The sequence below is a fragment of the Chryseobacterium sp. VD8 genome (assembly GCF_037149975.1).
GTDB lineage: Bacteria > Bacteroidota > Bacteroidia > Flavobacteriales > Weeksellaceae > Chryseobacterium > Chryseobacterium indicum.
In genome coordinates this window covers 1-13,392 of the sequence record NZ_JBBCQL010000014.1, presented here as the reverse complement: position 1 = coordinate 13,392, position 13,392 = coordinate 1, and the positions used below count along the sequence as shown (strand labels likewise).

Here is a 13,392-nt window from a genome sequence, read left to right as displayed (position 1 = left end):
CCCACTTTTTCGTAGCTGATATGTAGATTGCTGGAAATTAGTGTTTTATTTTTCTTTTTTTTGATTGGTGTCAGTTAATACCTTCTTAAATGCTAAAGTTGTGCTAAATTTTTGCAGTTGATTTTGTTTTCTCATATATTTTTGTTAAATTTTAATGATGGTGGTTCTCACCGGATAAGGCTTCCTATATTATAAAAAAATGGGAGATAAAACATTCAAGTATTCTGTTAGTAACAGAATTTTTAACGAAAAGTTGGAGCAAGACGAATTCGGATTAGTATATAATTCAATGATTCCAACTGAAAACACAATAAGAGATTTCTCGAAAATAATTTCAAGACCACAGGCTCATTCATGGTGTGGTGGTGTATTTTCTGGATTGATAAGTAAAAAAAGTTGGATTGAGAGTTCAATCATAGGTCTAGATTTCGATAACGGTAAAAAATCTTTAAATGATGTTTATAAAGAATTTGAGGAATTTGGAATAATTCCGAATCTACATTATAATACTTTCAGCAGTTCACCGGAACTTCATAAATTCAGGATTCTATTCTTTTTTGATGCTCCAATTACTGAGGAGCGTGTCTACACCAAGATTATGGTAATGTTGGAAAAAATATTCAGTATAGATCCAAACTGTAAAAACACCTCGCGGATATTCTATGGAGGTACTGATGTTAGTATTACCAATGACGAACCGGTTTCTCTTGAACAATTTATTCAATTCATTGATATTAACGGATCTGCCAGAGATAATCTTTTAACCAGATGTTATATCAAATCAGATTCTTCTAGTGCTGAAAAATGTAATCCTTTATATTATAATAATAAGAACAAACATTTTTTAGCATCATTTAATAAATTTAAATATACTTCTTTACCAGGGGGACAAACAATAGATTGGGCTAAAGCACGAAAGAAGATAAAATTGTTAGATCAGTTTTTATCAGGAGACTGGTTACATCATTTGGAATTGTTCGGACTTGCTACTCATATGATTTACATCAGAGGTGGAGAAAAGAAAATGAAAAAAACGATGAAAGAATTTAATAAAAGTAATAAAACGTCCTATACAGATAACAATTTCGCCATTCTACCTTATGTTAAAAATAAACAATATCATCCCGTACCCTTTTTTAAGTTTTCACCTTACACAGAAGATAATGACGTTCGGGATATTATTTCCGAAGTTAGAAATATCAGAGGTCAGATTAAAATATTGAAACCAATTAATAAGATAGGTCTTGAAGAGGCAGAAACAATTATGGTTGAAAAGTTTAATGAAATTCTTTCCAAAGAGGAGACCGGTAAAACTTATATCTTTTGTCTGCCCACAGCGATAGGTAAAACCCGATTGTTAGAAAATGTCGAAAAAAGTATTATTGCATTACCAACCAATAACCTCAAGAATGAAGTGAGTGAAAGGATGAACACTGTACACATTTCATCACCGGATCCGATAATATTCAAAGATATTCTTCTTAATAAAAAGATTGATTACTATTACAGAATTGGTTTACCAACAAAGGCGATGGGAGTAATAAGAAAAGTCTCAAAAATTGGATACGCAAAATTTATAGAGGATACTCAACTGGCAAATGACTACGTATCGAGATTGGAAGAATGTAATGACTTACAAAAAAGTATTTTAACTACTCATAAAAGAATATTAAATTCATATTTGACAGGTCATGATACGTTAATATTTGATGAAGATCCTTTAAACTCACTAGTCGAGATTAAATGTTTAGAGTTGGATGATTTGTATTCTCTAAAACATCTATATACACCTGCGAAAAGTATAGTAGAATATATTGATTCATTAGAAAACGATATTTATTCCACACCAAAATTTGACTTGAATTTTGAAGATTTATTTAATTTCGTACAAGATAAAAATATTATCAAAACAAATATTTTTGATTTCTTCAACAGTAGTTTTTTTATAAAACATGATAAGTTTTTGCACTACATAATAAAAAAGGATATTCCAAAAGAGAAAAAAAATATCATTATGTCTGCAACAATTCCAATTGGTTTTTATCAAAAACTTTATCCTGATATGGAATTCGAATGTATTGACATTAGAAATGTAGAACAGAAGGGTAAGATTATTCAATATACTGGACGTTCATGTTCCAGAAGTGGACTTGAGCGGTATGGTAACGAAATAAGTAAAGAGGTAGGAAATAAAACGGTTATTACTTTCGTAGACCACAAAGAACTATTTCAGAATTCACCAGATGAAATACATTTTGGGAATTGTTCCGGATATAATATCCTAAATGGTCAGGATCTTGTAGTCGTGGGAACACCCCACCGTAATAATATCGAGTGTTTTCTTTTAGCGAAACTCATGAATGTTGAGTTTGATATAAATAAATCACCGTTTAGATATCAGAAAGTTCAGTATAACGATTTCGAATTCATGATGAATACGTTTGATAATTTAGAACTTCGTGAAATACAATTCTCACTTATTGAGTCGGATCTGATACAGGCTGTTGGTAGGGCGAGAAGTTTACGAAACAGTTGTTTAGTAGAAGTATATTCCGGTTTTCCTCTTCGAATAACCAGCGAATTTATTATAAAGAAATCAGCATAATATATAATAACCTCTTAGAAAAATACTAAGAGGTTATTTTTATTTAAGATTTCTGACTTTGTGTCTCCCAACATTTCTTTAAAGTGTTTCAGTATCATTATCTGACAAGAATTCAGGATTATATTTTTTAAGTAATTCAATAAGTTTAAATGTTAAACTAAACGGTAACTTTACAGTGATTACTAATCCAAAATAATAATTTTTTATTTTCCTTATCGTAATCATCCACATTGAAGAGTAGATTATCAAAATTTCGATAATTTGTTGAATCACTTTTTTCAGCTTCAAAGAGAATATTAAAGAGAATTTTCCGGTCATAAGCCTCGTAAAAATATTTTTTAAAAATATTATCATTAAAAATGTTAGATCCTGTGAACTCATTGACAATATCTCGATATTCACTTGATGTAAATTTCCTATTGGCTTTAAATGGAAAATCAAAATAATCCATCCATTCTATTAAAGTGTCAGTATCTATTCCAAATTCTTCACATAAAGTTTTCCGGTAAACTATTTTTGGACGGGGAATTTTTTTAGAAATTGATATTATGAAAAAAATAAATCTTAAGAGTTTAAACGGATTATTAACTATTACGAATTTTCTCTTGCGGTCAAAAATCTCGATTTTGATATCTTTTGGTGTGTTGTATGGCTTCTTCTTGACAAAATACTTTATCAATATAAGAAGGTCATCACCTAATTCTTTATCATTGGAAAATGATTCTAACTTTTTGATTTCATTTTCAGTCAAAACTTCCAGTACTTTAGGTACATATTTATCCACGTTAACTTTTGAAAAAGAGGAATTCAATTTAGACATATCCCAATATGTAATTTTTTCTTTCATAAAAAGAATTGCTACCACTAAGATAGCAATTCGAATTTAACTTCCAGCGTATTCCTCATTGTTGGGATTCAGCTGATTTGCGTGGTTATCCATAGCGTTTTGATACGAATCACTTGTAGGGTTGCAGATGTCTGCTTCATGGTTTCTTGGCATAATTTCCAAATTTTAAGGGTTAATAAAATTATTAATAATATCAGATTCCGGTTCGATGTAGAAGGGATCTGTAAACTCTTCTCTGTTGTCTTGCCTCATCTTTTTTTTACAAATTTAGATGATTGAAAGACATCGAAATGGGAAGTATTCCGATTTAAAAAATAGTTGGAAAAATTCTGGAAAAATTTTTTTTTAGAATTGACCCTTGCTGTGTCATCAAAGTTTTTTTTCAATTTTAAGTTTAAAGGATCAAGTCAAATTTTGATGTTTTTTTTCCAAAAATCTTTAGTTCGATTTTAGATGTGTAATCATCCCCCGTGTATAAAAATCTATAACAGGCAGGCGGGAGAGGCGGGATTTGACACCCACCCCGCCCGGACGGGTTGTAGCAACTAAAATTAATCTGTTTAAGAAGTTTGTCAATTAACACCAATCTCAATTATATAGAAAAAATGATATCTGTAGAATCTTCATATAATTTTGCACTAACGTGGAAAAAATATTAATTATCTAGATCATTTGTCATCAATGAGTCTATAATGTGTCTATAGAACTTGCCTCAAACACTTATATTGCTCAGTAATTTACTGCAGTTACTTGGGATCTTGAGTGCTTAATTATATTCTGCTCTCCAAATGAAATATCCCTACTCAATTCTTGATTAACCATATGTAATTATTTCTTAACAATTCTGCGGTCTAATAAATTTCAATATAAATCGATACAATCTCAAGTGCTAAATAGTGCTAAAAGCGTAGGCTGAGAGGCACTTTCGCCGTAAATTTAATCTGACATTTAAAATACAACGTTATGAGGGTTAAATATAATAGAGTTTCTACATTAATTCAAACAGGAAACAGATTTGAGGCAGATACTGAAAAATACGATATAGTACTATTGGACAAAATTTCAGGATCCGTAAGTTTCAAAGATCGCCCCAAATCTAAAGAACTAATAAAAATGATTGAAGAAGGAGTAGGGATATCCGAAATCGTAGTAGAAGAATTTTCTCGTTTAGGAAGAAATACCGGTGATGTTATTCAAACTCTTGAATGGTTGGAGGAAAAGGAAATTAATGTAGTAGTGAGAAACATTGGTCTTCACTCTCGTGCCAATGGAAAGAAAAATCCTGTTTGGAAAATGATATCGTCAATTATGTCTTCTCTTTATGAAATGGAACTCGAAAATATTCTTGAGCGTACTTCAGTAGGACGTATGGTATACGTTCAGAACGGAGGTATTCTCGGTAGACCCGTTGGTACTAATGAAGGGGATTTAGTGTTCATTAATAAACCCAATAACAAAAAAATATTGGAGTATCTTCGAAAAAAAAGAACTGTTCGTGAAATTTCTAAAATACTTAGTGTTTCAACTAGTACTGTTATGAAAGTAAAGAAAATATCTACAAAATTGGAGATGATTTAACGTGCAAAAATTATAAGACGCTACCCGTCATTGATGTATTATAATTTTTTGAAAAAAAACTAGCACTTGCTTGTTAATAGGTACGGTTTTTTTTCGGTGCAAAATAATATTGTTTTTTGTAATACAATTCAATAACCACTGTTACACGTTGCCAGATAAAGATTTTGATTTTCCAGTTTAAATTTTAATCTTTTATGATTTACGGCAAAAATGTACCTTAAAAGTACCGAAAAGTACATATAAAGTCTTAATAATTAAACATAAAATACACTTTTCAACAATTAATTTCTAGTGGGTTCTACTAAATTATTTACGTAAATAAATTTTCACCTTAACGATAGACTAATTATATTTGCCTTAAAAGGAATATTTAATCCTTTTCACAACATTTCGAAAACAGAAAGCTTGTCTAACGACATCCTCGGATAAATCTGGTAAATTTAACATGGAGGGAATTTGTTAGTCACTCTCATGTCATATATCTATATGGCGTGGGGGTGCTACTTATTTGACTCCAGCGGTTTACCAGAACCTATCCGATAAAATAAGTTAGTTGCCCTCACGCTTTCTTATTTAATATTAATTCTTTTTTTGGGGCTAAAAAGAAATAAAAACTTTTAACAATGAAAAAAGTTTATTTATCTCTATTAACAGTAATCTTTTTAGGTTCATGTTCAAACAATGATTCTGAAACCATCGAAGAAAACAAAAATCAATCACAACAATTTGTTGGTAAATGGCACCGCTACAAAACGGTAATTTTCAACGGTAAAACCGACACTCCCCTAAGTTCTTACGATCATGCTAAATGTGAAATAGAAGCAATACATGGGTTTACAACAAACAGTAAATACTTATTGACAAATTATGTTTTAAATTCTTCCACTCAACAATGTCAACAAATAGGGAGTATAGAAACATATCCATATTCATATACGACCGCTACTAATATTTTAGATATAGATGGTGAACGTTATTATATTAAGCATGTTGACTCAAAAGAGTTAATTCTTCAAGATTATGATTACTATGATCAAAATGGAGATGGTACAAAAGAAAAGAGATTGAATTATTATAAGAAATAATTAAGAAAAATAACCAAACCATGAGTTACATTAATTATCTAAAAAATTTCGATTTTGATATTCTTTATAAAACATCTTTTCTTCTACCTTTTATGGGTATAATAGTTGTCCTAAAAATTTTATCAGTTTTACTTTTTTCAATTGGAAAATCTGAAGATGATGAGAATAAGGTTACGGTATTTTCAAATATATTTTTTTATCTAATCATATCTTTCTCTATCATTACAATCTATGACCATGAAGATCGAAAAGGTATTCAAAACTTTCGGTTCTCTAATTTTGGAAACGTGAATAATGATAAAGATTTATTTACAGAAAATGAAGCTGAAGAAAATAATAATTTCGAAAGTAATTTTTCAACCAATTCCACTTCTAATAGTGAGACATCAAATATTCCAACTCAAGAAGAACTTTTAAGATTGGAGAAAGATCCGGAATATCTTCAAACGTTTGAACAGTTAGTAAACGATCTTAAAACCATAAAAGACCTGAGTGAAGTTACCTCTTTTGAGGTTTGTGGACATGAAGATGGAAAATGTAAATGGTGCGGAAATATTTTTTCTCAAGAAAAATTACTTAAACCTACCTATTTGGCTATGGGCGAAGTTTTGGGTTTTAGAATGACAATCATGGAAAGTGGATGGAATACACAGGAAATTTATCGTTATATAAAAGACTATCATAAAGGTATCAAGTTTCAATGTATAACTGAAAAGAAAGAATTTTGCTCCTTAAAATGTGAAAAAGAATTTAAAAATAACAGAGGCTATTAAAAATAATCTTATGAAAGTATTATCACTTGTCGGAATCTTAGTAAGTATTTTAGGTATAATCCTATGTTTTGGAATTATTGACAATTATGTAGAATACGGTAGTAAACTTATTGAATATTTAAATTTAAACCACAAAGAAATAAAACACGAAATTTTCTCAATGACATCTATATTAGATTCCGGTAGAAAAATCTGTTTTGCGCTAATGGGACTTTTTGTAATCCAACTATTTATATGTATTAAAGTTTACCGTTCCGAAATTTAAGATATCCCTTCCTAAAAAATAATAATACAAGACAAAAACCTGAAAATTATTTCAGGTTTTATTTTTATCCAAATTTATTCCTTGGCATTCCAATTTCATATTCCTGAGGATTTGGTTTCCTAAAAGTCATACTCACATCCTCTTTAATTTGACGGTGAATATCATATTGTTTTTCTTTATCGTACGATACCGGGGATCGGCATCTTCCATCTTATGAATATAATCCGATAACTCAATCTCAATTTCTGAGTAGGGTCTTCAATAATATTCAGACTCTATTATATTGAACAATAAAGTGCCGAAGTAAATCTTTTAGCAATAACATAACTTTACAATAATTCTTTCAAATCATTATTTTCAATAGCGATGATTACTTCTTTACTTTTACCTTTTGTTCTGGATTCAATGTCGTCCAAATAGTTTTCACCTAGATTATGTTTCAGATATGCTATTTCTTCTAAAAAGTAACGAACTGACTTTTTATCATCAGATAATTCCTGAGCGCCAATACGTCTAACACTTTTGGTTGAAAGAGTATGATAATAACGTAGGTCCTTTATAAGCATTTGTATAAAATGAAGATTTTCGTAATTTAAGTCTTTTAATATTCTGAGTGATTTCTTGAGATTTGCTTCTGCTTTTTGTTCCAACGAGATTTCACTTCTACCCATTTTATACTTAGGTTTAAATTCTTTTACTTCTTCATACAACCCCCAAAAGACAGACGAAAGTTTTAAAGTCGGTTCATCGATTGAACACGCTATTTTTACTAAAAGTTCTTCAAAATCAATCTCTCTGATTGTTCTGTTTTCTACTTTTCCAATAGTCTGAGCAAACAAACTTAGACCTTTACGTCTTAGTACATTTAATTCGTATTCAGTATGTTTTTTAGCGGTTTTTACACGAGGAGGGAGCTGACTAATTTTATCTATGATCTCTGGATGTTTCTTCTGTAAGTCCGCATAAAGGTTTCTTATCTTGGTAATAGTATTTACTTCTCCTTCTTCTTGGGGATTGCTATTAATTTTTGAACCTAATGCAGCTGGTGTAGGCTCTTCATCCTCATCAAAAATCTTTGCATCTTCTCCTAGAGCATTATGAATTAAAAACATTTTTTGCTGGGCAATTTCTCTTGATTTTACAATATCAGCTCCTTTTAATGAAGGAAAAAAATTAAGAATGAACAATTCATCATAAACTTTGGAGCCAATACGATTGATACGTCCTACACGTTGAATAACTCGTGTAGGATTCCATGGAATATCATAATTGATAATAACACCAGCTCGGTTTAAATTAAATCCTTCAGACAACTTATCGGAAGTTAGCAATATTCTAAAGTGATTTGTTTTTAAACCTTTGTTATATTGTGCATTAAAATCACTATTCAAGTGTTTTGCCAAATCTTTTGAAACCTTTCCGTTACAAACTAACACTTCATTTTTAAATTCATTTTTAAACCTTTTCTCAAGGTGAAGAATGGTATCTACATATTCTGAAAATAGAATGATTTTTCTTTCCGGCTCTTTATTTAAAAGAATTTTAATTTTTTTTATAATTTCTTCCTGTTTAGGATCTTTATCAACTAGTTTTAAATCTTTCAAACGTGTTTGAATTTGTATGAACAGTTGAATATCCGAATCAATATCATCTAAAAATTCCTGCTTTCTCTGAAAATTGCTAACATCATAAACTTCATTATTCTTAGGTGTTTTACGTTTTAAATCACCTGTAGCATATTTTTCCAGATTAGCTTCAATCTCTTCAATTTCAAAATCCTTAATTCGGTCAATAAAAGAACGGTCTAAAATAAATTTTCCTGTTTTATCAATAAAATCTTTCACCAATAAGTGTACTTGCAGGAATCGATCTATAGATTTTTCAAAGGAACCAAAAGATGATTCAAAACGTTTTACCAGAATACGACGCATAAAATCATATAGGTTCTTTTGTTGATTATATTGTCGATTTCCAAATTCGTCGAGTTTATCACTCAATATCTTTTCATAGCTAAATGGCTGATAAATGGCTCCCGTAAAAGCACCGTTTTCTGCAAAGTATTTACTAATTATATTATCGTAAAATTCGTCCTGCTCTGCCTCCAGATAATAAAATACTTCTTTCGGATCTTTTACAACAGATAAATCACCAACCTCTTTCGAGTATACATAATCTTGCTTTAAATCCAAGCGATTTCTTCGTATTACCACAGGGCTTATAATACGTTTGATATCATTTGAAAGACGTTGTGTTTCAACCTTTACTTTTTTAATATCGATTGGTAATTTATCATCGATTAATTGCACGTATAATCTTTCTGCTACTTCTCTTTTCAAATCGTCAGCAGAGTTCCAATTCTTAAAAATAGTAGATAATTGTTTATATTCATAGTTAAGGCGACTGAATTTTCCTGCCAAGTTATCCTCTAATGATATGGTAGATTTCCCTGGGACAATAAATAGCTTTAAAAGAGAGAAAATATCAGCAGGAGAATTATTGAAAGGTGTAGCCGATAAAAGAATTACTTTTTTATTGCGACAAATCATTGATAACGCTTCGTAATCGGAAGTGTCCTGATTACGAAAATAATGTGCTTCGTCTACTATAACTATCTCAAAGTCCCTTCCTTCAATATTATCTGCAATACGATCGATAATTCCACGGCTGTAAACCTGCCAGTTATGTAATCCAAATTTTTCTAAATATTCCCACCAACCACTATCTTTTTTTTCAGCATCACCCATTAGACCAGGAGGACAGATAATAATGCCCCTTTTGTTCATCTGCCGAGCAATCATGGAAGCTATGACCGATTTACCCAACCCTACCACATCAGCAATAATACAGCCGTTATGCTCTTTAATCATTTGGATGGCTTGGTTAACCGCGTCTGACTGGTAACTAAATTTCTTAAGTTCTATCTTATCCAGTAGTGCATCCAAATCTACCTCTTCGTTCTCCTGATTTTGTAGATCCAAATAGGTTTTTATTACCAAACAATAAGCTTCAAAAGGCGTTATAGTTGCGACCTGTGTTTTATTTTTGATAAAGTCAATTAATATAGCTCGATTTTCTATATGGTCAGTAATGGAAATTGCCCGCTCCCATAATTCATCAAAGTATTGGACAGCATCAGTATATCCGTAGTCTTTAATCTCTACATTAAATTCTTCCTGGTTATGTAAACCAGAACGTGTGAGATTACTACTGCCGGTGATAAATTGTCCTGGCATACCTTGCTTCTCTGCTTGATCTTCATTGAGATGAAAAAGGTATAACTTTGCGTGATTAGGGTTTTCAGTCTTGCGTATTTCTAACCTACCTTCTTCAATCATTTGCACAAAGAATCCCACCTGATTGTAAAATTCTTCCGTGTCCATCTCTTCGTTATTTAGTGCAAATCCAAGAGAGACAAGATATTTCTGAAATTCTTCATCTATTGAAGTCTCTTCCTGTTTCTCAGCATATTCAATGATATTCCCAAGGTAATTACAAACTTGCAACCCTACTAATAATTTTAACTTTTGATGTGGATTTTTTTGAAGGTTTAAATAAATATCCGACCAGCCTGAAAAATAGAAATAACCTACTAAGAATTTCAACTCATCACTAATAGAAATCAAAGTATTCAACCTACTCTTTAGAGTCTTTTGCTGTTTATTATTGGTAATAAAATTATTTGCCATTATGTTTATTTTATAAAATTTCATCCCATTTGGATGAACCTCAAATTCAATAATAATTTAGTTGATTAAATTACACCCCTGGTATAATTGCTAAAGTTATTTAAATTTACTCCTTAAGTTATCCGTCAATTTTATATTATTTAAATTATGGAAAAAAATAATCCTAAAATTTTATCTTGTTATTTATGATTATTCTGTTTTCTCACGACTAATAAATTAATTATACGAAAATACTAAATTGATTAATCTTATCCTATTTCGCTTTGACGTTTTACAAAACTACTTACCGTTAGGCGATGCACTCCTAAAATTCTACCAATAGCAGAATAAGATACTTTCCTATCCAATAATTCTTGTATCTTTTTTTCTTGACCCGTTAATTTTGTTTTGGAGGATTTACTACCGACCGGACGACCAAGAATAACACCTTCAGCACGTTTCCTGGCCAGCGCTTCTTTAGTACGTTGTGAAATTAAGTTTCTTTCGATTTCCGCGGATAATCCAAAGGCAAACGCCAAAACTTTGGAATTGATATCACTTCCTAACCGATAATTATCTTTTATAGTCCATACCTGAATGTCACGATTCATACATTCATTGAGTACACCCATAATCATTAGTAAATTTCTACCTAATCGGGAAAGTTCAGAACAAATAAGAATATCGCCTTTTTTCATTTTTTTTAGCAGCTTACCCAATTTTCGATCATCAACACTTTTAGATCCTGAAATCGTTTCTTCTATCCATTTATTCACTAAAATCTCTTGTCTTCCGCAAAAATTATTAATCTCATAACGTTGGTTTTCTACTGTTTGCTTGTCTGTACTCACTCTGATGTATCCGTAAATCATTTTAAATTGTTTAAATTATTATTCAGTTTTGGTTTAAATTAAACGCAAGTTGTCTAAATTAAACCTATCCAATAAATGTAGCAGTAAGATCAGCGTTTATTTTAGACAAAGTGCTAATTTTTCAGAGTTTAAAAACTCCGAAAGTTGGATTGTACTATCACCTATCGAAAAGCAGATTAAAAAGAAAATAGAACAATTTGGTACACCATTAAAAGATTGGGATATTCGTATCAATTATGGTATAAAAACAGGTTTCAACGAAGCGTTTATAATAGATAGTTTTAAACGAAAACAATTGATAGAAGAAGATCCAAAATCTGCCGAAATCATACGACCGTTATTAAGGGGACGTGATATTAAGCGATATTCTTACGAATTTGCCGATTTATACCTTATTACTACATTTCCAAGCTTAAAAATTAATATAGAAAATTATCCTGCTGTAAAGGAGCATCTTGTAAGTTTTGGATATGATAGATTAAAACAAACAGGAGATAAAGGGGCAAGAAAAAAGACCAATAATCAATGGTTTGAAACACAAGATTCGATAAGTTATTGGGAGGATTTTTCTAAACAGAAAATTATATATCCTAACATGACTAAATATCTACCTTTTTTATATGACGATAAGGAATTTTTGACTAATCAGAAATGCTTCATTATAACAGGAAAAAACGTTGAATTTTTAACTGCATTTTTTAATTCATCTCTATTTAAGTATTGTTTTCGCGATAATTTTCCTGAATTACAAGGTGGCACAAGAGAATTAAGTAAAATTTTTTTAGATAAAATTCCTGTCCTCCAAGTTTCGGAAAACATCAACTTGGATTATAAAAAATTAGTTTTGAAAGTACAAGAATTAAAAAATAAACAATTACCCACACGAGAAATTGAAATTGATAAAAAAATTTTTGAATTATATTCTTTGACTGAAGAAGAAAAAAATACTATTGGATATGTTGAGATTCAATAAAAGAACATTCTTCATTATTAAGGTTATACAAATCATACACCTTTCGATCAATTTCTGAAATTAATTTACAAGAAACATCCATGCTATTATCCAATATTGTATCTATAATCTCATTCATTAATTTTTCGGTGTTTAAATTAGGTATAGGTATTTTGAGAGGTTCAATCGCTTGAACGCTTATTAGTAAATCGCCTGTTCCTGTTTGAGGAGAATCTCTCATCAAGTATTTTCCCATTTTAGAGTTTAATACTGCAACTAAATACTTAATGTATTTTCCTGTAGCAAAACACGTGCTATCTAAAGCCATTATTCCTGAGTCATCGTAAGAAAATCTTAAAATAGAACCAACACGCTTCCATACTATTTTCTGTTTAGAAAAATCCTCCATATAAGCACAATTGCGTAAATTGTATAAAGTATCTCCTCTATCCGCCCGTTTTTCTAACTGAGAGTAGTATTGGTCTAAATGTCTTTTAATAGATGGGTAATCCTCTATTTCTATACGTTTTATACCTTTTTCTTTGATGCCGTTGTGAGTATTAATTAACCATAAATCAGCAAAGTCATATCCATATTTTTTTATGTCCCTGCCGCGTAAAATAGGTCGTATGATTTCGGCAGATTTTGGATCTTCTGAGATTAACTCATCTTTCTTCTTCCCATCAATAATGAAGGCCTCATTATAGCCCGTCAATATCCCACGATAAATATTAATGTTCCAGTTTTTTA

The 13,392-nt window shown here is 30.6% G+C and carries 10 protein-coding genes; 6 read left to right on the top strand and 4 right to left on the bottom strand.

The window, feature by feature from the left end:
• The first annotated feature begins 199 nt into the window (after positions 1-199).
• Positions 200-2,605 carry a hypothetical protein gene (locus WFK35_RS03010; RefSeq protein WP_336731276.1) on the top strand — a complete coding sequence of 802 codons (2,406 nt, stop codon included), beginning with the start codon at positions 200-202 and terminating at the stop codon, positions 2,603-2,605.
• A 157-nt stretch (positions 2,606-2,762) separates the two neighbouring features.
• On the opposite strand, the gene WFK35_RS03005 is transcribed toward WFK35_RS03010, so the two are convergent.
• Positions 2,763-3,452, bottom strand: a complete 690-nt coding sequence (locus WFK35_RS03005; RefSeq protein ID WP_336731275.1) for a hypothetical protein — start codon at positions 3,450-3,452, stop codon at positions 2,763-2,765.
• 963 nt (positions 3,453-4,415) lie between these two features.
• Between WFK35_RS03005 and WFK35_RS03000 the strand changes: the two genes are divergently transcribed.
• From WFK35_RS03000 to WFK35_RS02985, 4 genes are all read left to right on the top strand, one after another.
• A complete protein-coding gene (locus tag WFK35_RS03000; RefSeq protein WP_336731273.1) occupies positions 4,416-5,030 on the top strand; it encodes a recombinase family protein in 615 nt (204 codons plus the stop codon).
• Positions 5,031-5,653: 623 nt separating this feature from the next.
• Positions 5,654-6,115, top strand: a complete 462-nt coding sequence (locus WFK35_RS02995) for a hypothetical protein (RefSeq protein ID WP_336731272.1) — start codon at positions 5,654-5,656, stop codon at positions 6,113-6,115.
• A 20-nt stretch (positions 6,116-6,135) separates the two neighbouring features.
• The gene (locus tag WFK35_RS02990) at positions 6,136-6,888 is read left to right on the top strand and encodes a hypothetical protein (RefSeq protein WP_336731271.1); all 753 of its coding nucleotides are present in this window, start codon (positions 6,136-6,138) and stop codon (positions 6,886-6,888) included.
• Positions 6,854-7,153: a hypothetical protein gene (locus WFK35_RS02985; protein ID WP_336731269.1), complete on the top strand. Its 300-nt coding sequence runs from the start codon at positions 6,854-6,856 to the stop codon at positions 7,151-7,153. Before WFK35_RS02990 ends, WFK35_RS02985 begins: the two co-directional genes overlap by 35 nt.
• A gap of 329 nt (positions 7,154-7,482) precedes the next feature.
• Here WFK35_RS02985 and WFK35_RS02980 read toward each other — a convergent pair whose 3' ends face one another.
• Entirely contained in the window at positions 7,483-10,839 is a 3,357-nt protein-coding gene (locus WFK35_RS02980) for a helicase-related protein (protein WP_336731268.1), read from the bottom strand.
• Positions 10,840-11,087: 248 nt separating this feature from the next.
• Positions 11,088-11,690, bottom strand: a complete 603-nt coding sequence (locus tag WFK35_RS02975; RefSeq protein ID WP_336731267.1) for a master DNA invertase Mpi family serine-type recombinase — start codon at positions 11,688-11,690, stop codon at positions 11,088-11,090.
• Between the two features lie 49 nt (positions 11,691-11,739).
• On the opposite strand from WFK35_RS02975, the gene WFK35_RS02970 reads away from it, so the two are divergent.
• Complete coding sequence (locus WFK35_RS02970; protein ID WP_336731266.1) at positions 11,740-12,663, top strand: TaqI-like C-terminal specificity domain-containing protein; 924 nt, start codon at positions 11,740-11,742, stop codon at positions 12,661-12,663.
• Here WFK35_RS02970 and WFK35_RS02965 read toward each other — a convergent pair.
• A partial coding sequence (locus tag WFK35_RS02965; protein ID WP_336731264.1) for a TaqI-like C-terminal specificity domain-containing protein occupies positions 12,638-13,392 on the bottom strand: 755 nt, incomplete at its 5' end. The two genes, WFK35_RS02970 and WFK35_RS02965, sit on opposite strands and share 26 nt — an antisense overlap.

What these genes read in the sequence shown, in the direction of transcription:
- WFK35_RS02975 (WP_336731267.1), bottom strand. Translation starts at nt 11,690, where the DNA reads ATGATTTACGGATACATCAGAGTGAGTACAGACAAGCAAACAGTAGAA.
- WFK35_RS02980 (WP_336731268.1), bottom strand. Translation starts at nt 10,839, where the DNA reads ATGGCAAATAATTTTATTACCAATAATAAACAGCAAAAGACTCTAAAG.
- WFK35_RS03005 (WP_336731275.1), bottom strand. Translation starts at nt 3,452, where the DNA reads ATGAAAGAAAAAATTACATATTGGGATATGTCTAAATTGAATTCCTCT.
- WFK35_RS02990 (WP_336731271.1), top strand. Translation starts at nt 6,136, where the DNA reads ATGAGTTACATTAATTATCTAAAAAATTTCGATTTTGATATTCTTTAT.
- WFK35_RS02995 (WP_336731272.1), top strand. Translation starts at nt 5,654, where the DNA reads ATGAAAAAAGTTTATTTATCTCTATTAACAGTAATCTTTTTAGGTTCA.
- WFK35_RS03000 (WP_336731273.1), top strand. Translation starts at nt 4,416, where the DNA reads ATGAGGGTTAAATATAATAGAGTTTCTACATTAATTCAAACAGGAAAC.
- WFK35_RS03010 (WP_336731276.1), top strand. Translation starts at nt 200, where the DNA reads ATGGGAGATAAAACATTCAAGTATTCTGTTAGTAACAGAATTTTTAAC.